The organism is Rhodococcus sp. NPDC004095, from assembly GCF_053604015.1.
The window spans coordinates 1-25,059 of sequence record NZ_JBSGGS010000020.1 but is presented as its reverse complement, the minus strand read 5'-3'; the positions used below and the strand labels follow the sequence as shown (position 1 = coordinate 25,059).

Annotated in this window: 21 protein-coding genes; 5 read left to right on the top strand and 16 right to left on the bottom strand. The window is 70.1% G+C overall.

Going from position 1 to position 25,059, the window contains the following annotated elements; all coding sequences use genetic code 11:
• Nucleotides 1–113 precede the first annotated feature (113 nt).
• The 6 genes from ACWEPG_RS26165 to ACWEPG_RS26140 form a co-directional block, all read right to left on the bottom strand.
• Complete coding sequence (locus ACWEPG_RS26165; protein WP_450115346.1) at nucleotides 114–1,331, bottom strand: lipase family protein; 1,218 nt, start codon at nucleotides 1,329–1,331, stop codon at nucleotides 114–116.
• Nucleotides 1,332–1,420: 89 nt separating this feature from the next.
• Nucleotides 1,421–3,136: a thiol reductant ABC exporter subunit CydC gene (gene cydC / locus ACWEPG_RS26160; RefSeq protein WP_450115405.1), complete on the bottom strand. Its 1,716-nt coding sequence runs from the start codon at nucleotides 3,134–3,136 to the stop codon at nucleotides 1,421–1,423.
• A gap of 44 nt (nucleotides 3,137–3,180) precedes the next feature.
• Nucleotides 3,181–4,887 (bottom strand): thiol reductant ABC exporter subunit CydD, encoded by a 1,707-nt coding sequence (cydD, locus tag ACWEPG_RS26155; protein ID WP_450115347.1) that lies wholly within the window; start codon nucleotides 4,885–4,887, stop codon nucleotides 3,181–3,183.
• Nucleotides 4,888–5,931, bottom strand: a complete 1,044-nt coding sequence (cydB, locus tag ACWEPG_RS26150) for a cytochrome d ubiquinol oxidase subunit II (protein WP_450115348.1) — start codon at nucleotides 5,929–5,931, stop codon at nucleotides 4,888–4,890.
• A gap of 10 nt (nucleotides 5,932–5,941) precedes the next feature.
• A complete protein-coding gene (locus ACWEPG_RS26145; protein WP_450115349.1) occupies nucleotides 5,942–7,435 on the bottom strand; it encodes a cytochrome ubiquinol oxidase subunit I in 1,494 nt (497 codons plus the stop codon).
• A 192-nt stretch (nucleotides 7,436–7,627) separates the two neighbouring features.
• Nucleotides 7,628–8,500: an aminodeoxychorismate lyase gene (locus ACWEPG_RS26140; RefSeq protein WP_450115350.1), complete on the bottom strand. Its 873-nt coding sequence runs from the start codon at nucleotides 8,498–8,500 to the stop codon at nucleotides 7,628–7,630.
• Nucleotides 8,501–8,566: 66 nt separating this feature from the next.
• On the opposite strand from ACWEPG_RS26140, the gene ygfZ reads away from it, so the two are divergent.
• The 4 genes from ygfZ (at nucleotide 8,567) to ACWEPG_RS26120 (ending at nucleotide 11,643) form a co-directional block, all read left to right on the top strand.
• A complete protein-coding gene (gene ygfZ, locus ACWEPG_RS26135) occupies nucleotides 8,567–9,694 on the top strand; it encodes a CAF17-like 4Fe-4S cluster assembly/insertion protein YgfZ (RefSeq protein WP_450115351.1) in 1,128 nt (375 codons plus the stop codon).
• The gene (locus tag ACWEPG_RS26130) at nucleotides 9,691–10,344 is read left to right on the top strand and encodes an MOSC domain-containing protein (protein ID WP_450115352.1); all 654 of its coding nucleotides are present in this window, start codon (nucleotides 9,691–9,693) and stop codon (nucleotides 10,342–10,344) included. The genes ygfZ and ACWEPG_RS26130 overlap by 4 nt, the downstream gene beginning before the upstream one ends.
• On the top strand, nucleotides 10,341–11,297 hold the full coding sequence (locus ACWEPG_RS26125; protein WP_450115353.1) for an asparaginase: 957 nt from the start codon (nucleotides 10,341–10,343) through the stop codon (nucleotides 11,295–11,297). Before ACWEPG_RS26130 ends, ACWEPG_RS26125 begins: the two co-directional genes overlap by 4 nt.
• A 139-nt stretch (nucleotides 11,298–11,436) precedes the next feature.
• Nucleotides 11,437–11,643, top strand: coding sequence for a DUF3073 domain-containing protein (locus ACWEPG_RS26120; RefSeq protein ID WP_450115354.1), 207 nt, complete (start codon nucleotides 11,437–11,439; stop codon nucleotides 11,641–11,643).
• Between the two features lie 165 nt (nucleotides 11,644–11,808).
• Here ACWEPG_RS26120 and purM read toward each other — a convergent pair whose 3' ends face one another.
• The 7 genes from purM to ACWEPG_RS26085 form a co-directional block, all read right to left on the bottom strand.
• Complete coding sequence (gene purM, locus ACWEPG_RS26115) at nucleotides 11,809–12,894, bottom strand: phosphoribosylformylglycinamidine cyclo-ligase (RefSeq protein ID WP_450115355.1); 1,086 nt, start codon at nucleotides 12,892–12,894, stop codon at nucleotides 11,809–11,811.
• A gap of 103 nt (nucleotides 12,895–12,997) precedes the next feature.
• The gene (purF, locus tag ACWEPG_RS26110; protein ID WP_450115356.1) at nucleotides 12,998–14,587 is read right to left on the bottom strand and encodes an amidophosphoribosyltransferase; all 1,590 of its coding nucleotides are present in this window, start codon (nucleotides 14,585–14,587) and stop codon (nucleotides 12,998–13,000) included.
• Between the two features lie 136 nt (nucleotides 14,588–14,723).
• A complete protein-coding gene (locus tag ACWEPG_RS26105) occupies nucleotides 14,724–15,110 on the bottom strand; it encodes a sterol carrier family protein (RefSeq protein ID WP_450115357.1) in 387 nt (128 codons plus the stop codon).
• 31 nt (nucleotides 15,111–15,141) lie between these two features.
• A complete protein-coding gene (locus ACWEPG_RS26100; RefSeq protein WP_452595708.1) occupies nucleotides 15,142–15,771 on the bottom strand; it encodes a CPBP family intramembrane glutamic endopeptidase in 630 nt (209 codons plus the stop codon).
• 80 nt (nucleotides 15,772–15,851) lie between these two features.
• Nucleotides 15,852–17,588 carry an alpha/beta hydrolase gene (locus ACWEPG_RS26095; RefSeq protein WP_450115406.1) on the bottom strand — a complete coding sequence of 579 codons (1,737 nt, stop codon included), beginning with the start codon at nucleotides 17,586–17,588 and terminating at the stop codon, nucleotides 15,852–15,854.
• Nucleotides 17,589–17,703: 115 nt separating this feature from the next.
• Nucleotides 17,704–19,983, bottom strand: a complete 2,280-nt coding sequence (gene purL, locus ACWEPG_RS26090; protein ID WP_452595707.1) for a phosphoribosylformylglycinamidine synthase subunit PurL — start codon at nucleotides 19,981–19,983, stop codon at nucleotides 17,704–17,706.
• A gap of 183 nt (nucleotides 19,984–20,166) precedes the next feature.
• Nucleotides 20,167–21,186: a hypothetical protein gene (locus ACWEPG_RS26085; protein ID WP_450115360.1), complete on the bottom strand. Its 1,020-nt coding sequence runs from the start codon at nucleotides 21,184–21,186 to the stop codon at nucleotides 20,167–20,169.
• A 356-nt stretch (nucleotides 21,187–21,542) separates the two neighbouring features.
• Here ACWEPG_RS26085 and ACWEPG_RS26080 point away from each other — a divergent pair, with 356 nt between their 5' ends.
• A complete protein-coding gene (locus ACWEPG_RS26080) occupies nucleotides 21,543–21,761 on the top strand; it encodes a S4 domain-containing protein (protein WP_452595706.1) in 219 nt (72 codons plus the stop codon).
• An 86-nt stretch (nucleotides 21,762–21,847) separates the two neighbouring features.
• Here ACWEPG_RS26080 and ACWEPG_RS26075 read toward each other — a convergent pair whose 3' ends face one another.
• The 3 genes from ACWEPG_RS26075 to ACWEPG_RS26065 all read right to left on the bottom strand — a co-directional run.
• A complete protein-coding gene (locus ACWEPG_RS26075) occupies nucleotides 21,848–22,834 on the bottom strand; it encodes an anion permease (RefSeq protein WP_452595705.1) in 987 nt (328 codons plus the stop codon).
• A gap of 6 nt (nucleotides 22,835–22,840) precedes the next feature.
• Nucleotides 22,841–23,458 (bottom strand): DUF47 domain-containing protein, encoded by a 618-nt coding sequence (locus ACWEPG_RS26070; RefSeq protein ID WP_452595704.1) that lies wholly within the window; start codon nucleotides 23,456–23,458, stop codon nucleotides 22,841–22,843.
• A gap of 107 nt (nucleotides 23,459–23,565) precedes the next feature.
• Nucleotides 23,566–25,059 (bottom strand): CotH kinase family protein (locus tag ACWEPG_RS26065; protein WP_452595703.1); only part of this gene is annotated, 1,494 nt, incomplete at its 5' end.

The window sequence follows — 25,059 nt, the reverse complement described above, 5'->3', positions numbered from 1 at the left end:
CAGCCACCTCACGCGTCCTGTAGTTCTTCAACTTCAGACCACCTCCTTCCTCGTGTACCGCCGAACGTACGCCCGTCCCGAAACATGAGCAACGGATTATTCGGGTGGCGAACTCAGCAGGTCGAGGGGGCCGGGTCGCCGCGGAACCGGGCGTCGAGCCAGTCCAGCGCCTGAGGCAGGCCGAGCACCGCGGCGGACAGGTGATCGGGGCTCGGGGTCAGCAGCGTCTGCACCGGAACTCCGGCCCCGCAGTATCGGCGCATGGTGTTCTCGATCGCGTCGACGGGCACGAGGGTGTCGGTCGGGCTGTGCCACTCGAAGATCGGGACGGTCGGAATGCCCGGGTACAGCTCGAGGCTGTTCTCCTCCATCACCTTCCACGCGGACGGGTCGTCCATGAAGTTGACGTTGTCGGTCATCTGGCTGGCGGCGCGGCCGATTCCCCAGAACATGATTTCGTTGGTGCAGCCGTTCTTGATCATCGACAGCAGCCAGCGGCCGTTGTCGTTGAGCTGGTCGGTGACGTTCATCCGGTCCGGGTACTCGCGTTCGAGCCCGAGTGCCGCGGCCATCGCCAGACCGAACGCCGGATGCGGGTTCGTGCCCAGTGCGGTCGCCATCTTCGCGATGTTCATCGGCGCCCCACCCTCGGCCGCGCCGACGATGTTCAACTCCGGGGCGTAGGTCGGGGCCAGCGCCGCCGCCCACGATGTCGCCATTCCGCCGCCGGAGTAGCCGCCGAGCCCGACGGGACTGTTCGTCACCTGCAGTTCGGGGATCTTCTTGACGGCACGGATCCCGTCGAGGGTGACTTGGCCACCGAGTTTCGCTGCCCCGTATGCCATTCGGGGCCCCAGGTGGTCGGGCAGCGCCACCGCCCAGCCCCGGGCGAGCGCGATGTTCAGGCCCGGCGCCTCGCGGATCTGGGTGAGCGGGTCGGTGGTGTACAGCTCGGTCGCGATCTTGCACTTGTGTCCGAGCGCGTTGATGATGTGCTGGTACGACACCAGCGGACTGTCCGGCACGTGGTTCGGCGGCATCAGGAACGTCGTGTTCGCCGCGATCGGCTTGCCTTCGGAATCCGTTGTACGGAAGAGCAATTCCCACACCTGACTGCCCGGAAAGTACAGGTTGGGTGGCATCTGACGGATCTTGAGGACGTCGCCGGGCTGGTGTTCGGCGACATCCGGTGGCGCGCTGAAGAACGGGTCGGGATCGGAGGCCGGGTACACCGGGAGGGCGGACACGGCCGCGGCCCCCGTGATCGAGGCGGCGACCGCGAGGAGGGTGACCCCGGCGCCGGCGACAAGCTTGCGAATCATCGTACCCATCAACAACTCCCAGAGTCGTATGGACGTGTGACCGAGCAACGCGACGGCCCACTATGCCAGGCCGCCGTGACCTCTCGGCGCAATTCATGTCACCGGTTGGTTTCGACCTCCTCTGATTCGGTATCGAATCGATCACGCCCCGTCCCGACCACGAGGACCCGGTCCTCCCGGGTGCCGGCGGGCAGGTGGTGGGTCACCACGACCACGGTGCGGCCCGGGTCGACCAGACCACCGGAGCGGTCCAGCAGGCGACGAAGGACGTCCGCCCCGGCGGCGGCGTCGAGGTGCTCGGTCGGCTCGTCGAGGAGCAGCACCCGGGCAGGCGAGATCAGAGCCCGGGCCAGGAGGATCCGGCGGCGCTGACCACCCGAGACGGACCGACCTCCCGCCTCCAGTGCGGTGTGGACACCGTCCGGCAGCGTCGCCACCCACTCCCCCAGGCCGACCGCATCGAGCACCTCCAGTGCCCGCTGTTCGTCGAGGTCGCCGCGGGCCACCCGCAGGTTCTCCAGCAGCGACGTGTCGAACAGGTGCGCGTCCTCGGCGAAGAATCCGACCTCCCGGCGCAGCAACTGCGGGTCCGTGTCGGCGATCGGGGTGCCGTTCACCGTCACCGTGCCTGCAACCGGCGGCAGCAACCCGGCCAGGGTCATCAGCAGGGTGGTCTTCCCCGCCCCGGACGGCCCGACGACCACGGTCCGCGATCCCGGCTGCAGATCCAGGTCGACCGGGCGGTCCGACCCCGCCGAACCGGGCCAGCCGGAGCGCAACCCGGAGGCCCGCAGCCGCACCGGGGGCCGGACCTCGGCTGTGCCTGCCGCCGCTTCGTCCCCGGACCGGTCCAGCAGGTCCATGATCCGGGCGGACGCCACTCGGCCGCGGGTCAGGGCCACGGCGGCAGCAGGCAGCGCCGCGGTGGCCTCGAACGCCGACAACGGCAGCAGCACCAGGATGCCGAGGGCCATCGGGGTCATCGCTCCCACGGTGCCACCGTCGGGCCCGTACAGGGTGATGCCGATGAGGAGCGCACCGAGCACGCTCGCGCCGACCGCGAGCGGCGTCGCCGCGGCCGCGAACGCGGACGGCGCCGCGGCCCGGTCGGTGGCCCGCACGGCCTCGTCGTCGTATCCGTCTGCCCGCCGGACCACCTCGTCGAGGCGGCCCGCGACTCGGAGTTCGGCGGCGTGGTCGAGGGCGAGCACCGCCGTCTCCGAGTAGCGCGCCGTCGCCTCGGATCCGGCCGTCTCGGCCATCCGGGCGGCCCGCGCCGACAACATCGGGGCCAGCACCCCGGCAACGACGAGGGCGATCGCGAGCACCATTGCCGCCGCGGGCGAGATCAGCGCCAACCCGACGACCGCCGCCACCGACAGCACCAGCGCAACGGCCATCGGCACGAGCGCGCGGATCACCACGTCACCGAGGGCATCGACGTCGGCGCCGGTGCGGGCGAGCAGGTCGCCGCGCCGCAACCCGGCCGGCGCGGCCGGATCACCGGTGGCGAGCCGGCGGTAGAGGTTCTCCCGGGCGGACACGGTGCCGCGCAGCGCGGCGTCGTGGGTGGCGAGGCGCTCCAGGTACCGGAACAACCCGCGCGAGATTCCCAGGGCCCGAACGGCGACAACGGCCACCGTCAGGTCGAGGACCGGCGGCATCTGCCAGGCGCGGGTGATCAACCAGGCCGACAGGGCAGCGAGGGCCAGCGCGCTGCCCAGGGTCGCGACACCGGCCGCGACCGCCAGCACCACCCGCCGCGGGCTCAGCTCAAGCAGGGGCAGCGCACGCCGCAACGGATCCCGGCCCACCCCGGCGCCACTCACTTCGACGCCACTCACTTCGACACCTCTGCTCACTTCGACGCCCCGACCGTGACCACGCTGTCCGCGGCCGCCAGGACCGGCGCCCGGTGCCCGATGAGCAGCACGCCCCGCCCGGACGCGGCCAGGCCGCGGATCGCCGCGAGGACCCGCTGTTCGGTCTCCGGGTCCAGGTGTGCGGTCGGTTCGTCCAGCAGGACGAGCGGGCTGTCGGTCAGCAGCACCCGGGTCAGCGCGAGGCGTTGCCGCTGGCCGAGCGAGAGCCCGGTCCCGCCGACGCCGACCGCCGTCTCCCAGCCGGCGGGGAGATCGCGCAACACCTCGTCGAACCCGGTTGCGGTGCAGGCCTTCTCCAGGTCCTGAGGATCCACGGTGACGGGCCCGGTGAGGTCCAGGTTCTCGCGGAGGGTGCCGGGGATCAGCACGGGATGCTGCGGCAGCCACGCCACCGACCGCCACCACCGACGCAGGTCGAGGTCGCGAACATCGGTGCCGCCGACCAGCACCCGCCCCTCGTCGGGGTCGGCCAGCCCGAGGATCGCCTGCAGCACGGTCGACTTCCCGGCTCCGTTCGGCCCGGTCAGTGCGGTCACCCGCCCGGGTTCGACGGACAGGTCCACACCGCGCGGGGCCCAGCCGACCCGGCTGCGCATTCCGACACCGTGCAGCGTGACCGGGCCTGCCGGTACCGCCGTTCCACCCGTCACCGTCGAATCCGCCCGGTCGTCCAGCACACCGAATGCCTTGTCCGCGGCGGCCATTCCGTCCTCGGCGGCGTGGAACTGCGCACCGACGGTACGCAGCGGCAGGTACACCTCCGGCGCGAGCACGAGTGCGATCACCCCGGCACGCAGGCCCATCTCGCCGAACACCAGCCGCAGGCCGATGCTGACGGCGATCAACGCCACCGACAGCGTCGCCAGGAGCTCGAGAACCATCGAGGACAGGAACGCGATTCGCAGCGAGGCCATCGCGGTGCGCCGGTGCTCGTCGCCCAGCTCGCGTACCCGAGCCGCCGGTCCGCGTTCGCGTCCCAGGGCCCGCAGCGTCGGCAGTCCCGCGATCAGGTCGAGCAGCTGCGCCGACAGTATGGTCATGGTCCGCAGCGATGCGGCCGCCTTGCCCTTGGTGAGCAGGCCGATCAGGATCATGAAGACCGGGATCAGCGGCAGGGTGATCACCACGATCACCGCCGAGGTCAGGTCGGTGAACAGGATGACGAGCAGTGTCAGCGGGGTGACGGTGACCGCGAGCAGCAACGCAGGCAGATAGCCGGTCAGATAGGCGCGCAGGCCCTCGATGCCTCGGGTGAGGACGGTCGCCGTCTCGTTCCGCAGAGGGTCCAGCTCGCGCGGCGGGCGTGCGGTCGCCGCGGCGAGCACCTCGCCCCGCAGCTCCCCGATCACCCGGGACGCGGACCGGTGTGCGTAGCGCGCCTGCACCCACGTGGCCAGGGTGCGCACCACCACCGCGCCTGCGAGGACGGCGAGTTCCCCGGACCAGTGACCGACGGTGCGGGCACCGGGATCGGTGATCACCCCGGCGAGCACGGTGCCGATCATGACCGCCGAGACGATCACCGCCGCGGCGATCACCAGCGCAAGTGCCACCGTCAGAAGCAGATACCCGCGCGCGGACCGCGAGTAACGCCACAGCCGTGGATCGACCGGACCGCGCCTGCGAGTGTCCGGTCCAGACGGGGTAATCGGTGCAGGCGCGGCCGGTGTGTCGATCGTCATCTAGCGGTTTCTGATCGGCAGCCCGATGGACGGCGGGATGTGCTTGGTCGAGATCCGCTGCCGGAACACCCAGTACGTCCAGCCCTGGTAGATCAGCACCACCGGGGTGACGATCGCGGCCGCCCAGGTCATCACCTTGAGCGTGTAGGGGCTCGACGAGGCGTTGTGGATGGTGAGGCTGTACGCGTCGGAGATCGTCGACGGCATCACGTTCGGGTACAGGCTGGCGAACAGCAGTGCCACCGTGGCGATCACCGCGATGCAGGTCAGGGCGAACGCCCAGCCCTCGCGGGCGACCGCGGTCAGGCCCACGACCCCGAGCAGGGCGGCTGCCGCGATGCCGACCAGGATCCAGGTCCAGCCCTTGCCGTAGGCCAGCTGGGTCCAGAGCACGAACACGCCGGCGACGACGACCGCCGGGATCGACAGCCGGGCCGCCAGTTTCACCGCGTCCTCGCGGACCTCGTCCGCGGTCTTGAGTGCGATGAACACCGCGCCGTGCAGCGCGAAGACCAGTGCGGTGGTGACGCCGCCGAGCAGTGCGTACGGGTTGAGCAGGTCGAAGAACCCGGAGACCACCTGACGGTTCTCGTCGATCGCGACGCCGCGGACGATGTTCGCGAACGCGACGCCCCACAGGATCGCCGGCACCCAGGAGCCGAGGATGATGCCCCAGTCCCACCTCGACCGCCACGTCGCATCGTCGATCTTGCCGCGGTACTCGATCGCGCAGACGCGCACGATCAGTGCCACGAGGATCAGCAGCAGCGGCAGGTAGAAGCCGGAGAACAACGTCGCGTACCACTCGGGGAACGCGGCGAACAGGGCGCCGCCGGCGGTGAGCAGCCACACCTCGTTGCCGTCCCAGACGGGGCCGATCGTGTTGAGCACGACACGGCGTCGGGTGTCGTTGTCGGCGGACCCGTTCTTGCTGCGGCCGAGGACCGGCATCAGCATGCCGACGCCGAAGTCGAAACCCTCCAGCACGAAGTAGCCGACGAACAGCACCGCGATGAGGATGAACCAGAGTTCCTGAAGTCCCATGTCGGCTCTCCTAGTACGCGAACGACAGTTGCTCGGGCTTGCCGGTGTCATCCGGCTCGGGGCCTTCGCCCGGTGGGTGCGCGTCGTGCGGCAGCGGCCCCTCGATCGTGTAGCGGCGGATCAGCCAGAACCACACCACGCCGAGCGCCGCGTAGAGGAGCGTGAACACGATCAGCGAGGTCCACACCGTGGCCGGTGCGTGGTTGGAGACGCCCTGGTCGACGGTCAGCCGGATCATGTCGACGCCGGTGGGGTTCGGGTGCACCACCCACGGCTGACGGCCCATCTCGGTGAAGATCCAGCCTGCACTGTTCGCGAGGAACGGTGTCGGGATCGCGATCAGGCTCAGCCACGAGTACCACTTCTGGTCCGGGACACGGCCTCCGCGGGTGACCCACAGTCCGGCCAGCGCCAGGGCGGCGGAACCGGCGGCGAGACCGATCATCGCGCGGAACGACCAGTAGGTGACGAACAGGTTGGGCCGGTAGTTGCCGGGACCGAACTGCTCCTCGTACTGCACCTGCAGGTCCTCGACGCCCTGCAGGGTGACGCCGGTGAACTGTCCCTCCGCGAGGAACGGCAGGACGTAGGGCACCTCGAGGACACGGGTGACGCCGTCACAGTTGTTGTGGGTGCCCACGGTGAGGATCGAGAACTTCGGGTCGGTCTCGGTATGGCACAACGATTCCGCGGATGCCATCTTCATCGGCTGCTGCTCGAACATCAGTTTGGCCTGGATGTCGCCGGTGATGAACAGCCCGATGCCGGAGATGATCATGACCAGCATGCCGAGCCGGGCGGCGGGCCGGAACATGGTGCGCGCCTCGGACTCCATCCGCTCGGCTTCGGCCGGGGCGGCCGTCTTGGCGCGGCGCATGTTCCGGACCATCCACCAGCCCGCGATACCGGCGACGAAGGTGGCCGCGGTCAGTAGCGCGCCGGCGACGACGTGCGGGAACGCTGCCAGTGCAGTGTTGTTGGTGAGCAACGTCCAGATGCTGGTCAGCTCGGCGCGGCCGGTCTCCTCGTTGTAGATCGCCCCGACCGGGTGCTGCATGAAGGAGTTGGCCGAGATGATGAAGTACGCGGAGGCGTTCACGCCGATCGCGACCAGCCAGATGGTGGCCAGGTGAACGAGTTTCGGCAGGCGGCCCCAGCCGAAGATCCAGAGGCCGAGGAAGGTGGACTCCAGGAAGAACGCCACCAGGCCCTCGAGCGCGAGCGGGGCGCCGAAGACGTCACCGACGAAGCGGGAGTACTCGCTCCAGTTCATGCCGAACTGGAATTCCTGCACGATGCCGGTCGCGACGCCGAGGGCGAAGTTGATCAGGAAGAGCTTCCCGAAGAATTTCGTCAGCCGGTACCAGTGGTCCTTCTTCGTGACCACCCACATCGTCTGCATGATCGCGATCAGCGGTGCGAGACCGATGGTCAGCGGAACGAGAATGAAGTGGTAGACCGTCGTGATGCCGAACTGCCATCGCGAGACATCCAGTGCGTCCATGGCTACTCCCGGTACAGGGCCCGTGGGACTTCGCTTGCCGGGATTTCGGACGTGGGCTGACGCCAGAAGTCCCGGTTCAGAAGGTAACCCCCGCGGCACCAGACCGCAGCCCTTCGTCTACGACGGACAGTAGTAAACAATCTCCCGTTCGCCTACTCTCCGGTAGCAACCGTGCCGCGACTCACAACGACGTCACGCCGCGTCCTCCTCGACGCCGACCGTGTCCACAGCGAGATCGACCAGCCCGGCCAGCTCCTCGGCGATCTCCGGCTCCGGGAGCGTGAGCCCGTCGAGCGTGTGCACCCGCGCCGCGAGCGTCACGCTCGACAGCAACCAGATACCGTCCGCGGCAATCAGATCGACCGGCCGCAGCGCCGCCGTCTCGCACCGGAACCGGCGCGACCCCGCCACTTCGAAGAGCGCCTGCTGCGTGGTGCCCGGCAGAATGCCGTGCTCGACCGGCGGGGTGATCAGCGTGCGCCCCCGGGAAATCAGGACCGTGGAACGCGGACCCTCGAGCACCAGACCCTCACTGCTGGTGAAGATCACGTCGTCGAAACCGGTGGAGTGGGCGTGCCGCAGGGCCGCCATGTTCGTCGCGTAGGACAGCGTCTTCGCACCGAGCAGCAGCCACGGCGCCACCGCGGCGACATCCGCCGAGAATCCCCGCTCCAGCGTGCACACCGAAATCCCGTCACGGCGTGCGGACTCCACCCGATCCGCGAGCGGTCCGATGGTCAGGTACGCGGTCGGCTCGCCGCCGGACTCACGGCCGCGGCTGAGCACCAACCGCATCGCACCCTCACGCTCGGCGTCCCACTCGGCGACGGCCACCGCGATCGCCGATCGCCAGGCATCGAGGTCGGGCCGCGCCAGGTCCAGTGCCGCCGCCGAATTGGCGAGCCGCGCCAGGTGCAGCTCGACCGTGCGGGCGACACCGTCCCGAACCAGTACCGTCTCGAAGACGCCGTCGCCGCGCACCGCGGCCAGGTCGTCGGCGTGCAGGAGCGGAACCTCCGGGTCGTGCACCACGCCGTCCAAGGTCACCAGCACCTGATCAGCCATGCCTCCACAGTACGGCGGCGGACCGCGACAGCCGGGGACCACGCGCGAGACTCCTACACTGGAAGCGTGTCCGAGTCCGTGCGCATCAACCCGAGTCCGCTGCTCACCGCCCCCGGGGCCGTTCCCAATCCGGACGACTCCCCCGACGCCGGCGTCGCCTGGCACTACGGCGACCCGCTGCGCGAGCAACGCAACGCCGAACGCACCGCCGCCGTCGTGGACCGCTCGCACCGCTTCGTGCTCTCCATCGCCGGCGCCGAACGACTGACCTGGCTGCACACCATCTCCAGCCAGCACGTCGCGAACCTCCCGGACGGCGGCAGCGCGGAGAACCTCAGCCTCGACGTCAACGGCCGGGTGGAGCACCACTTCGTCCTGACCGACCTCGGCGAGGTCACCTGGGTGGACACCGAGGCGCCCTACGGCCCCGACCTGCTCGCGTTCCTGCAGAAGATGGTGTTCTGGGCGAAGGCCGAGCCGAAGCCCGCCCCCGACATGGCCGTGCTCAGCCTCCTCGGCCCCGACGTGCGCCGCCCGAAGCTGCTGGCCGCGCTGGGCGTTCCGGAACTGCCTCCGGTGTACGGCGCGGTCGCGCTGCCCGGCGGCGGGTTCCTGCGCACCATGCCGTGGCCCGGTGAGCACGCCTGGGACCTGGTCGTCCCCCGCGACCGCCTGACCCACTGGTGGCAGGCGTTGACGGAGGCCGGTGCCACACCAGCGGGCACCTGGGCGTTCGAGGCGCTGCGGGTCGCGGCGCTGCGCCCGCGCCTCGGGCTGGACACCGACGAACGCACCATCCCGCACGAGGTCCGCTGGATCGGCGGGGTCACCGAGCACGGTGCGGTGCACCTGGACAAGGGCTGCTACCGCGGGCAGGAGACCGTCGCGCGGGTGCACAACCTGGGCAAGCCGCCGCGACACCTGGTGCTGCTGCACCTCGACGGGTCCGCCGACACCCGCCCCGAACCGGGCGACACCGTCACCGCCGAGGGCCGCGCCGTCGGACATCTCGGCACCGTGATCGATCACCACGAGCTCGGGCCGATCGCCCTGGCGCTGGTGAAACGGACGGTCCCCGCCGACACCCCGCTGGCGGCAGGCGGCACCGCCGCCGCGATCGATCCCGACTCCGTGCCCCGCCACGACGAGTACCAGGCCGGCCGGGCCGCGGTCGATCGGTTGCGCGGCCGGTGACCGCCGGCGTCACCGCCGTCTGCGTCGTCCACGCCGAGCGCGACAGCGGCACCCGGCGGGTGCCGCGGACCGCGATCGACAAGCGGGCCGTCACCGGCCAGGTGGCCGTCGGCGTGCACGGCCTGACCGGCGACCACGTCTGCGACACCGAGCACCACGGCGGGGTGTTCAAGGCGGTGTACGCGTATCAGGAGGACGAGGCGCGGCGCTGGGCGGACGAACTCGGACGCGACCTGCCCGCCGGGTGGTTCGGCGAGAACCTGCGGGTGCACGGCGTCGAGACGAGCGACGCCGTGATCGGCGCCCGGTGGCGCATCGGCGCCACCCTCGAACTCGAGGTCACCGGGCCGCGGACCCCGTGCGGCACCTTCGGGGTGTGGTCGGGCGAGCCGGGCTGGGTGAAACGGTTCGCGCAGCGCGGCGACACCGGCGCCTACCTGAAGGTGACCCGTCCCGGGCCGGTGTCCGCGGGCGACCCGATCACCGTCGTCCACCTGCCCGACCACGGTGTCACGGTGCGCGACCTGTTCACCGGGCGCAACCCCGCCGGTCTGGCCGAGTTGCTCGCGCGCCAGCCGGATCTGTCGCCTAGTGTCGAAGACAAGGCACGCAGGCGGATCGCCGGGCTGAAGGTGCAGGTGGAGTATTGAGCGTCGAACTGGTCGAGGTGGTCCGCTCGGGCTTCCGCGAGTGTGTGCACCGCGGTTCCCTGGTCGTCCTGGACCCGGCCGGTGAGACCCGCCTCGCGCTCGGCGAGGTGAACACCCCGATCTACCCCCGCTCGGCGAACAAGCCGCTCCAGGTCGTGGCGATGCTGCGCAACGGGTTCGCCCCGGCCGACGGGCGCGAGGTCGCCATCGCCGCCGCCTCCCACGAGGGCGAACCGGAACACGTCGCCGTGGTGCTGGGCCTCCTCGCCCGTGTCGGGCTGTCCGAGCGGCAGCTGCTGTGCCCGGCGGACCTGCCCGCGAACGAGGGCGCCCGCGCGCGCGTGCTCGCGGCCGCCGGGCGGCCGCGCCGGGTCTTCATGAACTGTTCCGGCAAACACGCCGCGATGCTCGCCGTGTGCGCGGCCCGCGGCTGGCCCGCGGACACCTACCTCGACCCCACGCATCCGCTGCAGCAGGAGGTCCTGGCGACGATCGCGGACCTGTCCGGGGAGGACGAGTACGAGGTCGGCATCGACGGGTGCGGCCTGCCGATCGTGCCGCTGTCGCTCACCGCCCTCGCCCGGTCGTTCTCCGCGCTCGTCGCGGCCGCCCCGGGCAGTCCGGAGCGGACGGTCGCCGACGCGGTCCGCGAGCATCCCTGGCTGCTCTCGGGCACCGGGAAGGACGACGAGCTGCTGATGTCCGCGGTTCCCGGCCTGCTGTGCAAGGCGGGTGCGGACGGTGTGCACGCCGGCGCACTCCCGGACGGGACTGCCTTCGCCCTCAAGATCGACGACGGTCACGAACGGGCACGGCTGCCGCTGACCGCGGCGTTGCTGCACCGGATCGGGGTCGAGTGGACCGAGGAACTCGCCGAACTCGCGTCGCAGCCCGTGCTCGGCGGGGACCTTCGGGTCGGCACGGTTCGCGCCGTTCCCGGCGCGCTGAGATGAATCAGACACCCCTCCTGTGCAGGGGAAGGAGCGCGAGATGCGTTCGCACGCTAGAGTGTCTGTCAGGAAGACATAAACACTCAAACGGGGCCGCCAAAAATTCCCAGGCCGCCCCGCTTAAAGCGCGAGGGGGTTGGCCATGGGCCGCGGCCGGGCTAAGGCAAAGCAGACCAAGGTTGCACGCGAGCTCAAGTACAGTTCGCCCACCACGAACTTCGACAGCCTCCAACGAGAACTGTCGGGTGGCTCGTCGACCTCCCACCGGAACGGGTCCTTCTCCGACCAGAGTTCCGAGGACAGCGCTTCGCGCTGGGACGACGAGGACACCGACGACTGGCGCCGCTGACACAGCTGAGCAATGAAATGAGGGGGAGCCCCGGGGCTCCCCCTCATTTCAGCATGTGCACCCGGAAGGGTTCACGACGGCGGCGCCGAGTTCGGGTTCGACACGAACGACGAACCGCCCGGGTCCTTGCGGACCCGGGCGGTTCGTTGGTCTGTTACGTCGGGCTCAGAAACGCGGGTGATCGCCGACGAGGCGAACCAGCTCGCCCTCCTGCTTGTCCGACGCCTTGGCGACGGTACCGAGGGTCCAGCAGTCGATGTGCCGGGCGGTGAGCACGGCGAGCGCGCGGTCGACGTCCTCGGGCGCGACGATCGCGACCATGCCGACACCCATGTTGAAGGTCGCCTCCATCTCGGCGCGCTCGACGCGGCCACGCTGCGCGATCATCGCGAACACCGGCGCGGGGCTCCACGTTCCACGGTCCAGTTCGGCGACCAGACCCTTCGGCATCACGCGGGCCAGGTTGTTCGCCAGTCCGCCGCCGGTGACGTGGCAGAAGGTCCGCACGTCCGTCTCGGCGATCAGCGCGAGGCAGTCCTTGGCGTAGATCTTGGTCGGCTCGAGCAGTTCCTCGCCGAGGGTGCGGCCGAACTCCTCGACGTGCCCGGTCAGCGACATCCGGTCGATGTCGAGCAGCACCTTGCGGGCCAGCGAGTAGCCGTTCGAGTGCAGACCCGACGACCCCATGCCGATGACCACGTCACCGGGGCGCACCCGGTCCGGGCCGAGCACCGCGTCCGCCTCGACGACACCGACACCGGTGGCCGACAGGTCGTAGTCGCCGTCCGCCATCACACCGGGGTGCTCGGCGGTCTCGCCGCCGAGGAGCGCGCAGCCGGCCTGGATGCAGCCCTGCGCGATACCGCCGACGATCTCCGCGACCCGCTCCGGGACGACCTTGCCGACCGCGATGTAGTCCTGCAGGAACAGCGGCTCGGCACCGCACACCACGAGGTCGTCGACGACCATCGCGACCAGGTCGAGGCCGACGGTGTCGTGCTTGTCCAGCGCCTGCGCGATCGCGAGCTTGGTCCCGACGCCGTCCGTGGACGCCGCGAGCAGCGGCTCCTTGTAGCCACCCTTGAGGGCGAACAGGCCGGCGAACCCGCCGAGGCCACCGAGCACCTCGGGGCGGCTGGCCTTCTTCGCGAGCGGGGCGAACAGCTCCACCGCCCGGTCACCTGCGGCGATGTCCACCCCCGCCGCAGCGTAGGAGGCGCCGGCGGGGCGAGGGTTCTGGTCGTCGGTCATCGGGTTTTCAGCTCCAGCTGTGATCTCGCCAGTGCACCTGGCACTGTCTGGGTTCTACGTGATGTCGGTTACACCGGCGCAAGTATGCGGCCTCGGTGGCCACTCAGGGGCGACTCAACGCACTCGCGTTGTCGTTGTCGGCCCTGGGCGCCGCGCCCGCGGTGTTGTCGAGCATGCCTTCGAGCACGTTCTTGCCGATCGACGACTCGGTCGGCAGCGCGATCGGGTAGTCGCCGTCGAAGCACGCCATGCACAGCCGGGACGCGGGCTGCTCGGTCGCCGCGACCATGCCGTCGATCGAGATGTAGCCGAGCGAGTCGGCCCCGATCGAGCGGCGCACCCCCTCGACCATCTCCTCGACGCTGCCGGCCTCGTGGCTGGTGCCGCCGGCCCCGTTGGCGATCAGCTCCGCAGGCGACGCGAAGTCGATGCCGTAGAAGCACGGCCACTTCACCGGCGGCGACGCGATCCGCACGTGGATCTCGAGCGCACCGGCCTCACGCAACATCCGGATCAGCGCGCGCTGGGTGTTGCCACGGACGATGGAGTCGTCGACGACGATCAGGCGCTTGCCGCGGATCACGTCCCGGAGCGGGTTGAGCTTGAGCCGGATGCCGAGCTGGCGGATGGTCTGCGACGGCTGGATGAAGGTGCGCCCCACGTAGGCGTTCTTCATCAGCCCCTGGCCGTACGGGATGCCCGAACCCTGCGCGTAGCCGACGGCCGCAGGCGTGCCGGACTCGGGAACCGGGATCACCAGATCACCCTCGACGGGGTGCTCCTTCGCGAGCCGGCGTCCGATGTCGACGCGGGTGGCGTGTACGGACCGGCCGGCGATCGCAGTGTCGGGCCGCGCCAGGTACACGTACTCGAACACGCAGCCCTTCGGGGTGGGTGCCGCGAACCGAGAGGAACGCACCCCATCCGCGTCGATCGCGAGCAGCTCACCGGGTTCGATCTCCCGGACGAACGACGCGCCGACGATGTCGAGGGCGGCGGTCTCGGAGGCGACGACCCAGCCGCGGTCGAGCCGGCCGAGCACCAGCGGCCGCACCCCGTGCGGGTCGCGGGCGGCGTAGAGGGTGTGCTCGTCCATGAAGGTCAGGCAGAACGCGCCGCGCAACGTCGGCAGCAGTTCCATCGCGGCCTGCTCGATGGTGGTGTCACCGGCCGCGTGGGCGAGCAGGGCGCCGACGATGTCGGAGTCCGAGGTGGCGCCACCGGGCCGCTTGCTGTTCATCAGCCCCGCGGCCCGGGCCCGCTCGGCGAGCTCGGCGGTGTTGACGAGGTTGCCGTTGTGCCCGAGCGCGATGCCGGTGCCCGCGGTGGTGGTGCGGAAGATCGGCTGGGCGTTCTCCCAGGTGGTGGAGCCGGTGGTCGAGTAGCGGCAGTGCCCGACGGCGACGTGCCCCGGCATCGCGCCGAGGGTCTGCTCGTCGAACACCTGGCTGACCAGGCCGAGGTCCTTGAACACCAGGACCTGCGAGCCGTCGGCAACGGCGATGCCGGCCGCCTCCTGGCCGCGGTGCTGCAGCGCGTAGAGACCGTAGTAGGTGAGCTTGGCCACATCCTCGCCCGGAGCCCAGACGCCGAAGACGCCACACTCCTCGCGGGGCGGCTGCTCGTCCTGATCGGACAGGTCTGCGGGTGCGAGAAGATTCGGGCTGTTGACCGACAAATCGGCTGAAGTCACCGGGGTTGCTCCCTTTGGGGGTGGGTGCGGGGGGCACGCTCAGTCTACGGCCACCGAGGGGGTGCTCCCACCACGGGGCTCACGGCTGTCGCGGCGGTCACACGGACGTGTCGCCACCCGGAGCGACGCGGAGGCGTCACGTCCGGAGCAGCGGCAGCCAGTGCCCGATTTCCGCGGCCCGCGTGCCGGATGCGGTCGCGGTTCCTGCCGCCACCGCGTCGGCGAAGGTGGTCCGGCCGGTCACCAGTCGCAGCCAGGTGCGCGGATCGGTCTCGACGACATTCGGCGGCGTGCCGCGGGTGTGCCGTGGACCCTCGACGCACTGCACCGCCACGAACGGGGGCACCCGAACCTCCACCGACGAACCGGGCGCGACGTCCTCCAGGGTGCGAGCGCTCAGCCGCACAGCGGCCGCGACGACCGGACGAGCGGGCGCCGGAGCGTCCTCGTCGGCGAGCCAGTCCCGCACCGCCACGACCGCGGCCCGCATCTCGGCGGGGTCGATCCTTCGGCGTTGGGGCACCGCGCCAACCTATCAACGCGCGACGGCACCACTAGCGGTCGGCCGCGGCCTCGGCGGCCACTGCCCCACCGGCATTGACAGCCAGGTGCAGCACCGCAGGCGCGAGCACGCTGCCGCTGCGGTCCCGGAGCAGGTCGAACAACAGGGACGCGGTCGCCGTCAGCGCGACGGTGCCGGGCACCGAGTCCCCAGCGTGCCGCGCGGGCGCCACGTGCCACAGGCCGAACGTGACGGCGCCGAGCACCGGCGCCCAACGGGTCGACGCGCGCCGCGCCAGCGCGTACAGCACCGACCGGAACGCCAGTTCCTCGGCGAGCACCGTCCCGAACGGGATGTGCACGAACACCCACTCCGTGTGGTCGGCGCGCCGGGCACCGGACGCCATCCGCGCCCGCGCCCACGGGATCGCGAGCATCGTCGGATACGCGACCGCAGGCAGCGCGGACGCCGCCAGCCCCCACCGCAGCCCGGCCCCCGGCGCCCGCCAGCCCAGTTCGGTGGCCGGGACACCGGCGGCACGGACCGCCGCCGCCAGCCCCGTCGCCGCCGCCGCGTTCGCCGCCGCCCGTCCCCGGGCGCCGAGCCCGAGCCGCGGCAGCACCCAGTTGTTCCACCCGACCAGCCCGGCCGCGCACCCGAGCGCCACCCACCCCCTGTCCACCACCCACCCCCGATGGCATGAACGGAACCATTCATTCGATGTAGTCGACTGAACGCTTCCGTTCATGCGGGCAACGGAGGTCACTTTTCGGGGCCCTGGGTGCCTGCGATCGCGTCCAGCACACCCCGCACCCGTTCGGTGTCGGCGGTCGTCCAGCCGTCGGGGGCGGCGACCGCGACCCAGCCGTCCAGCACGCTGGTGCCGTAGTTGTGTCCGTGGCCGTCCGGCACCCCCGCCGCGTTCGCCAGGTCGGCGGCCACCTGCCAGAACGTGACGAAGGGGAACCAGCGCATCGACGGCAGCCGGTCGTAGCCGGGCGGCTCGGACAGCCAGTCGGGGCGGTTGAAGATCAGGTCCGGGTTCCACCACACCACCGGGTCGGACGGGTGCTGGATGTAGAGCACCCGCGGGTACAGCCAGGGGCCCGGCTGCGCGTCGATCGCGGCGGCGGTGTCCGCGAATCGGACAACCAGGCCGTCCGAGTACTCGGGCTGGACCTCGGGGCTGCCGGGATCACGACGCGCTACGAGGGTGCTCCACAACGGGTTCGCGTTGGGCGGGCCCACCCACAGCACCCCGTCGACCATCTCGCGGATGTCGGAGAGCCCGTCGAACGCGGCCTCCCCCGCCTGGGTGCCCAGCGATTCGCCGTATACCAGCAGCTTGGGCCGGGTCTCCGCCGGCTCCTGCAACCATCGCTCGTGCACCCGGTGCACCAGGGCCCGGCCCGCCTCGGCCGCCTTCTCTCGGTCGGCGAGGAAGGAGAGCCAGCTCGGCAGGTACGAGTACTGGCTGGCGACCAGTGCGGTGTCACCGTTGAACATCAACTCGACGGCGTCGGCCGCGGTCGGGTTGACCCAGCCGGTGCCGGTCGTCGGGATCACGACGAGCGCCTTGCGCTGGAACGCGCCGGTGCGTTCGAGCTCCCGGATCACCACGTCGAGGCGGGCGTTGGTGTCCTCGGCGGTCCCCAGCCCGGCGTACACGCGGATCGGTTCCCGAGCGGGCGCGCCGTTGTAACCGGCGAGCTGGTCGGCGTGCAGGCCGCGGTAGACGAACTCGCGGCCCTCGTACCCGAGGGTCTCCCACGGCGCGTACGACTCCGGACTGCCCGAGCGTTCCGGGCGGATCGGCCGCACGACACCGGCCCGGGTCTCGTCGTTCTGCAGGCTGAAGGCCGAGTTCACGAACGAGTACACGCCGTTGAAGAGCACGTCGGTGACGAGGGTGTAGCTCAGGAACGCGACCACCACGAACCCGATCGGCGCGGCCGCGGACCGCGGCACCCGCAGCCACTTGATCAGGTACCGGGCGATCAGCCGCACCAGATCCCGCAGCACCCGCCAGATCGAGATGAGCAGCGCCGCGACGGCCATGCTCAGCAGCAGGGTGCGCAGGTAGCCGGTCGTGGTGGTGCCCTCGGCGCCCATCAGCGCCGCCAGCTCGCGCTGCCAGCCCGCCGAGTACACCAGCATCACCAGCGCCGCGACGACCGACAGGATCGGCACCGCCACCTTGATCGGGGTGGTCACGCGCGCCGGCGGCGGCCACCAGGACAGCTTCGACAGCCAGTACCGGTGCGCGGCCCAGCCGAGGGCGCAGCCGACCGCGTAGCCGAACGCGGCGGTGATGCCCCCGATCAGCCCTTGGAAGAGCCAGTCTCGCGGCAGCAGCGACGGCGTCAGGGACCAGCAGAAGAACAACGCACCGAACGCGATGCCGGTGAAGTCGAGTTTGAGCAGACCCCACGCCCACGCCACGAACGGGTGCTTGTCGGCGAGTCGCTCGGTGGACCAGGGGGCGCTCCACTCCCGCAGTCGGTCGACCCAGCGGCCGGACGCGCCGACCCCCGGACGCGCGGAAACCCGGGACGGTCCGGCGGGTGCCTGATCCGTCCCGGGTTCCGGGGTCGCTGCCGTGTCGGTCACATGGCTATCCAAACAGCGCGGGCAGCGTTCCTTCGGACGTCTCGCGCAGCGTGTCGAGGGTGACGGAGAAGTGGCCCTGGACCTCGACGGAGTCGGAGCCCTCGTCGACGACGCCGATCCGCACCCACGGCAGGTTGCGGGCGGTGCACATGCCGGTGAAGCGGGTCTCCTCGGTGCGCGGCACCGCGACCAGCACGCGCCCCGCGGACTCGGAGAACAGCGTGACGAACGGGTCGGCGCCCTCCGGCAGCAGGATCCGGCAGCCGGTCTCCCCCGCCAGCGCGGCCTCGACGACGGCCTGCCCGAGGCCACCCTCGGACAGGTCGTGCGCGGCGGAGATCAGCCCGTCCCGGGAGCCGGCGAGCAGGATGTCGGCGAGCAGGCGTTCACGCTCGAGGTCGACCTTCGGCGGGACGCCGCCGAGGTGGTCGTGCTCGACCTGCGCCCAGATCGAGCCGTCGAACTCGTCGCGGGTGTCGCCGAGCAGGATCAGGGTCTCGCCGGGCTCGAGGCCCAGCCCGGTCGGGATCCGGCGGTGCACGTCGTCGATCACACCGAGCACGGCGACGACCGGGGTCGGCAGGATCGCCGTGGCGCCGGTCTGGTTGTAGAAGCTGACGTTGCCGCCGGTGACCGGGATGCCCAGCTGCGCGCAGCCGTCCGCGAGGCCGCGCACGGCCTGCTGGAACTGCCACATCACGCCCGGGTCCTCGGGGGAACCGAAGTTCAGGCAGTTGGAGACGGCCTTCGGGGTGGAGCCGGTGACGGCGACGTTGCGGTACGCCTCGGCGAGGGCCAGCTGCGCGCCCGCGTACGGGTCGAGGGCGGTGTAGCGGCCGGACGCGTCGGTGGCCAGGGCGATGCCGCGGCCGGTCTTCTCGTCGACGCGGATCACGCCGCCGTCGGCGTTCTCGGCGAGCACGGTGTTGCCGCGCACGTAGCGGTCGTACTGCTCGGTGATCCACTTGCGGCTGGCCAGCTGCGGGGAGCCGACCATCTTGAGCAGGGTGGCCTCGAGTTCGGCGTCGGACTCCGGGCGCTTCAGGCCGGCGGTGGTGTTCGCGACCAGCGCGTCCTGACTGTCCGGACGCTGGACGGGACGCTCGTAGACCGGGCCCTCGTGGGCGATGGTGCGAGCCGGGGCGTCGACGACGGTCTCGCCGTGCCAGTCGATGACGAGGTGCTCGCCGTCGGTGACCTCACCGATGACGGTGGCCAGGACGTCCCACTTCTTGCAGACGGCCATGAACGCGTCGACGTTCTCCGGGGTCACCACGGCGCACATGCGCTCCTGGGACTCGCTGGAGAGCACCTCCGCGGCGGTCATGCCCTTGGCGCGGGTCGGGACGCGGTCGAGGTTGATGTGCATGCCGCCGTCACCGGCCGCGGCAAGCTCCGACGTCGCGCAGGACAGCCCGGCGCCGCCGAGGTCCTGGATGCCGACGACCAGCCGGTCGCGGTACAGGTCGAGACAGCACTCGATGAGCACCTTCTCGGTGAACGGGTCGCCGACCTGGACGCTGGGCAGCTTCTTCGGCCGGCCGCCTGCGCTCTCGTCGAAGGTCTCGGAGGCGAGGACGGACACGCCGCCGATGCCGTCGAGGCCGGTGCGCGCACCGAACAGGATGATCTTGTTGCCTGCGCCGGACGCGAACGCCAGGTGCAGGTCCTCGACCCGCATCGCACCCGCGCACAGCGCGTTGACCAGCGGGTTGCCCTGGTACGAGGCGTCGAAGACGGTCTCGCCGCCGACATTGGGCAGGCCGAGGGAGTTGCCGTATCCACCGACGCCGCGGACCACGCCGTCGACGACGCGACGGGTGTCGGGGTGGTCGGCCGCGCCGAACCGCAGCTGGTCCATCACCGCGATCGGGCGGGCGCCCATCGCCATGATGTCGCGGACGATGCCGCCGACGCCGGTCGCGGCGCCCTGGTACGGCTCGATGTACGACGGGTGGTTGTGGGACTCGACCTTGAAGGTGACCGCCCAGCCGTCGCCGATGTCCACGACTCCGGCGTTCTCACCGATACCGGCGAGCATCGACGACCGCATCTCGTCGGTGGTGGTCTCGCCGAAGTACTTCAGGTGCACCTTGGAGGACTTGTAGGAGCAGTGCTCGGACCACATCACCGAGTACATCGCCAGCTCGGCATCCGTGGGACGGCGGCCGAGGATCTCCCGGATGCGGGCGTACTCGTCGTCCTTGAGTCCCAGCTCCCGGTAGGGCTGGGCAACATCGGGGGTCGCGGTGGCGTGGGTGACGGTATCGACCTGCGATGACACGAGGAGTCGGGTCCCTTCCCTGGAGGAATCGAATGGGCAGCCCCGTGGGGTACTGCCAGCGCAAAGTCTAACCGGGCGGCTGCGCCGGGGCCGCACTGGTCGGCGGCGGGTGCGCTCGGTCACGCACGGCTTCCGAATTGTCACGCCAACGCAGCGGGTCACCGTCGATTCGGGTGGGCGCGATCAGCGAGGGGGTCCGGCGGCCGAACCCGTCCGGTTGTGTCGGCGAATCCACAACGCCGCGGCAACTCCGCTCACGGCGAAACCCGCGACGAGGAGGGGCATGGGCACGTGGAAGCTCGACGAAGGATCATCTGCCGTCCGGGCGAGCTCGGCCGCTCTCGCGACTTCGTGAATGGGCGGCATCGGCTCGCCGCTCGCCTCGGAGGCGAGCAGCAGATCGCCGGTGTCGGTGAAGGTGACGGCTTCGCCCTGCGGCTGGTCCGGCGATTCGAGCACGACCGCCGGCGCTGCGGTGAGCGCGGCGACGATGTCCGCGACCCGGACCCGGTAGAGGAAGACGTCCTTCTTGGTGCGCAGTGCGGCGGTCGAGCCGTCGGCCGACAGGGCCGCACCGGTGATCGGCCTCACCTCGTCGTCGTGGCCCCGCGCCGGCACCGTTCCGGCGGCAACGAGAACGGTAGGGGTGTCGGCGGACATGGTGTGGACGCTCTCCCCGCCGGACGTGGTGTAGACGGTCGCCGCCTCGCCTTTGACCTTGGTGACGAGGACGGGCGTCCCGGTCCCGGCGATCAGCAGGGCTTCGACGTCGTGGGCGCCGTCAGCGAACGTCAGCGGTATCCGTTCCTGCCGTCCGGTCGACGGGTCCACACCGATCAGCGCGATCGACTCCCGCTCGACGTCGTTGTCGCCGGTGTCCGCCAGCCAGACGGTGCCATCCCCCGCGAGGGCCAGATCCTCCACATCGGTGGTGGGAAAATCGAGTTCGATCCAGCGGACGACTCGGCATCGGGAGTCGAGCACCGCCAGTCGATCGTCACTGCCACTGTCGGCGATCGCGTAGCCGCCGTCACCGGACCAGGCCAGGCCGGACAACTCCTCGAGAGCCGTGTCGGTCGGTGTGCAGTGGACGGACAGGGCCGGCGACTCTCCGCGGAGGTCGGCTGCTGTCGCGGCGGCAGCGGACCCCGCCGTCGCGACGCAGATCGCGGCGGCAACAAGCACGCATCTACCGAGCGTCACCGGGATCCCTTTCGTCGGGGACGGCACCGTACGCGCTCGCGCCGCCCGGGCGGCGGAGGCGTCGGCCGGCTGCTCACACCGGGCCCGCGACGAAGCGAGCGGGTTCCACCCGCTCCGGGTCGGGGCCACAACCCTCGGCTCCGGCCGACTTCATCAGTGTCGCAACGAATTCTGTCAACAAGCCCGGGTGGGCCTGGCAATAGACTGGCAGTCGCCGCCCCGCACGGGCAGGTGCGACCCGACAGAGGTCGCATCACGCGACGGCTGGACCCGTCACACACTCTGTTCACGTAGGTGTACGCAGCGTGCCCGGCGCGGTTGCCGGGCCGTTCATCCAGGCCGCGCACGCTGCGACCATGAACGACGAATTCGACTGCAGGCCGGTCTGCGACACGCTCGTCGAACAGAACCCGCATGTCACTCGCGCACAGGCGGTGGCGCTGGCCATGGAGGGCCTCGTCCTGGTGAACGGCAGGCCCGCTCGGCACCCGGGTCAGCTCGTCCGCCCGACCGATCAGGTGACCGTCGACGGTTACCCGGTTCCCGGGCGGCCGCGCCTCGTGGTTGTCGCCTGACCGACCGGTGATCTCGTCGCGTGACGCGGCGATGGACACGACGGGCCACGTTGGCCGGCCCGGTACCGACGCGTCGCAGCAGCCGGTCATGCGAAGGCGCCCAAGGCGAACAGTGTGACTGCCGCGATGATCGCGGCGGCGGGGAAGGTCGTGATCCACGCGACGACCATGTTGCCCGCCGTTCCCCAGCGCACCGCGGTGAGGCGTTTGGTGGACCCGACGCCCATGATCGCGGAGGAGATGACGTGCGTTGTGGAAACCGGTGCGCCCAGCCCCATCGACGCGACGTAGAGGACCGAGGCGGCAGTGGCCTCGGCCGCGAATCCCTGCGGCGGGTCCAGCTCGATGATCTTGCGTCCGAGGGTGCGCATGATGCGCATCCCACCGGTCGCGGTGCCGAGCGCGAGCACAGCGGCGGTCAGCAGGAAACACCACCACGGGATCGAGTAGTCGTCTTGATGCCCTGAGACCACCAGCGCGAGAACCACGATGCCCATCGTCTTGGCGGCATCCTGCATGCCGTGGCCGAAGGCCATCGCTGCTGCCGAGCAGGTCTGTGCCCGACGGAATCGCCGGCCCGTCACCGACGGGGACGAATTCCGGAACAACCACATGATGGCGATCATCACCAGGTAGCCGAGCACGAGGCCCACGACAGGCGAGAGGATCATCGGCAGCAGAACCTTGTCCACGACCCCGTCCCAGAGGACGGTCATGCCGCCTGCGAGCGCGGCACCGACCATGCCGCCGATCAGCGCGTGCGACGAGGAGGACGGCAGCCCGAACCACCAGGTGATCAGGTTCCAGCAGATCGCCCCCACCAGCGCGCAACCGACGATGAGCAGGGCGTGGTTACTGACGTCGAGTTCGATGATCCCGGCGCCGACCGTCGCCGCGACCTTGGCACCGAAGAAGGAGCCGACGAGGTTGCCGACGGCGGCCATCGCCAGCGCCGCTCGCATCGTCAGGGCGCGGGTCGAGACCGAGGTCGCGATCGCGTTGGCCGAGTCGTGAAATCCGTTGGTGAACGTGAACGCCATCGCCAGGGCGATGACAAGGACCAGCGCGAGCACCGTCGGTCACGACTCCTTGAGAACGATGGACTCGACGACGTGCGAGACCTTCTCCAGGGCGTCGGCGGCGTCCTCGAGTTCGTCCGCCACGTCCTTGAGCTTCATCACCGTGAGGGCGTCCCGGCTGCCGTTGAACAGCTCGGCGAGGAAGGTCCGGTAGAGGTGATCGGCGGTGTTCTCGAGTTCGTTGATCGTGATCCAGTACTTCTCCAGGCCCTTCATCGAGGACAGTCGGGGCATGGCCTCAGCGGTGATCCGCGCACTCGTCTCGAGGGTGTCGATCACCTCGACGAGTTTGTCCGGCAGTTCACTGATTCCGTACAGGGTGACCAGTTGCGCGGCCGCCTCCATGTGATCGAGCACGTCGTCGAGCGCGGCACCGAGGACGTAGATGTCGGAGCGGTCGAAGGGGGTCACGAAGCTCGAGTTCAGGGTCTGGAAGATCTCGTGGGTGATGCGGTCGCATTCGTGTTCGAGCTCGACCATCCGCGCGGAGACGGCGGCGTGGTCCGCACCGGGGCGGCCGAGCTCGGTCAGAGTCTTGGCGCCGGACTGGATGCACTGGGACGACGAGGTGAACAGCATGTAGAAGACATCGGACTTGGGCTTGAAGCGTGCGAACATCTGCTCTCTCAATACGATTGGGTGCGGGACCGGGGCACCGAACGGTCGACGGCAGCGGCTCGGAGCGGGTGCCCCATGCCGCCGCCGTCGGTGAGTCGGTGCGCTGTTCAGGTGTTGCGCTGCTCGGTCAGTGCGGCGGTGCGCTGGTCGATCCAGGTATGCATGTCGTCGACCTTCGCCTGCAGATCATCTGCGCTGAGTCCGTCGCTGACCGGAATGGACTGCGCGATCCGGTCGAGGGTTTCGGAGGCGAGTCCGCTGGGGTACATCTGGTCGAAGAGGTCCCAGTAGGCCTCCTCGTATACGGCGGTGAACGCCTCGGAGTCGAGGAACCGGGTCTTGAGGGCATTGGACTTTCCGCCGGGGCCGCCTCCCATGCCGGGTGGGCCGCCCATGCCGCCGGGTCCCTGCATCTGTGCCCCGTCCGTGCCGGTGGTGCCGCCCGTCGGTGGCGTCATCCCCTCGGGCGGCGTCATCCCCTCGAGCGGCGTCATCCCCTCGAGCGGCGTCATGCCCTCGGGCGGCGTCATGCCTGCGCCGGCCTCGCCGCCGTTGCCCATCGCTCCGGGCCCGCCCCCGCCCGGCATGGACAATCCGACGCTGTCGTGCGGGCCGGTAGTCGTGTCGCCCTGCATCGCCAGATTGAGATCCCAGGAGATGACGGTGATCTTCTTGGATTCGAGGTCGTACCAGAGGTAGTAGTTCTGTCCCGGCCCGCTCATGTCGTCGCCGTTGACGAGCAAGTTCTGTGTGGCCAGGTAGCGGGCGAACGAATCGACGTCGACCCAGTCGGCCAGGTGCGCATCGAATTCCGCGTCGTCGGCGCTGTCCATCCACTTCAGGAAGTTGATGAGCGGCTGGAGGTTGCCGCTGTCGACCGCGTTGATCTGCTTGAACTGGTCGGCGTAGGCGGACTGGTCGTCACCGGCGTACGCGAAGGTCGAGTTGGCGTCCGCCTTGTACAGGTAGCCGTCGGTGTCGAACAGCGAGTTGGCGTACGTGTCGTCGGGGTGCTCGAGCAGCAACCGGGTGGTGGTGGCGCTGTCGTTGATCGAGTACACCGTGTACGCGTAGCGCTGGGTCGCCTGACCGGTCGCCGCGGTCAGCGACAGCGCCATCGCCTCGTTCAGCACCGGGGATCCCGGGCGGACCGACAACTCCGTCATGCCCTGGTATGCCCGGCCATCTTCGTTTTCGTCGAAGCTGATGAGCAGCGGCAAGGACGTCGGATCGTCCTCCGACGCCATCCCCGCCATCGGATCGAAGCCCTCGGGAAGCTGGAAGTTCTCCGGCAACTCCATGCCCTCGGGCGGAGCGAATCCCTCACCGCCGGGCATGGCGTTCTCGCCGCGGACGCCCATCAGGGTGGAGTTGCCCTTCAACCGGACCGAGACGTCATTGACGAAGGTGCCGTCGATGGTGATGTCCGCGGTGATCCACTTCTTGTCACCGGTGGACTGGAAGGTGGTGATCATGTCCTTGTACTCGGCGTCGGTGATCTCCAGCGACACCTCGTGCGAGACCGAGTCGTCGAACAGATCCACTGTGCCGGTGATGTTGTCGGTGATCTCCGACGCGATCACCGTGGCGTCACCGGTGAT